Here is a 1,121-nt window from a genome sequence, read left to right on the forward strand (position 1 = left end):
GCATCGACGCGGTCGATGGACTGCAGCATCAGCTGGGCGACGTCGACGACCTCGACGCCCTGGCCGACTTCGCCGCCGTCCTTGCGGGCGGTCACGCCGTCGGTGAGCATCACCCGGCAGAACGGGCAACCCGTCGCGATCATCGACGGCTCGTTGCCACCCTTCAACGTGTCGAGGGCTTCGTCGACGCGGTCGATGTTGATGCGCTTGCCCAGTTGTTCTTCCATCCACATGCGCGCGCCACCGGCACCACAGCACATCGATCGTTCCCCGTGGCGCGGCATCTCCACCAGCGTCGAGCCCGAGGCTTCCATCAGTTCACGCGGCGCGTTGTAGATCTTGTTGTGGCGGCCCAGGTAGCACGGGTCGTGGTAGGTGACGTTCTGGGCGACCGGCGAGACCGGCACCAGGGACTTGGCACGCACCAGGCGGTTGAGCAGCTGGGTGTGGTGCACCACCTCGTAGCTGCCGCCGACCTGCGGGTACTCGTTGTTCAGCGCGTTGAAGCAGTGCGCACACGTGACGACGATCTTCTTGCGGGCCTGCTCCACACCCTCGAACACCGAGTTCAACAACTCGATGTTCTGCATGGCCAGCTGCTGGAACAGGAATTCGTTGCCCGCACGCCGCGCCGAGTCACCGGTACAGGTTTCTTCCTGACCCAGCACCATGAACTTCACCCCCGCGGTCGCGAGGAGTTCGGCGACGGCCTTGGTGGTCTTCTTCGCCCGATCCTCGTACGCGCCCGCGCAGCCGACCCAGAACAGGTACTCATAGCCGTCGAAGGAGTCGGCGTCGCGACCGTAGACGGGGACCTCGAAGTCGACCTCGGAGATCCAGTTCAGCCGGTCCTTGGCGTTCTGGCCCCACGGGTTGCCCTTGTTCTCGAGGTTCTTGAACAACCCGGCCAGCTCGGAGGGGAACTCCGACTCGATCAACACCTGGTAGCGGCGCATGTCGATGATGTGATCGACATGCTCGATATCGACCGGGCACTGCTCCACACACGCACCACAGGTCGTGCACGACCACAACACCTCGGGATCGATGACGCCACCCACGTCCTCGCCACCGACCAGCGGACGCTCCGCCTCCGCACGAGCCGCCTCGGAAATCTTCGC

1 protein-coding gene is annotated in these 1,121 nt (G+C 64.5%); it reads right to left on the reverse strand.

Annotated features, from left to right (window positions below):
• Nucleotides 1–1,121, reverse strand: a 1,121-nt coding sequence (locus VMT40_RS39310) for a (Fe-S)-binding protein (protein ID WP_326364773.1), incomplete at both ends; no start/stop codon positions are given.

The sequence above is a fragment of the Nocardia sp. CDC160 genome, from assembly GCF_035818795.1.
Lineage (GTDB): Bacteria > Actinomycetota > Actinomycetes > Mycobacteriales > Mycobacteriaceae > Nocardia.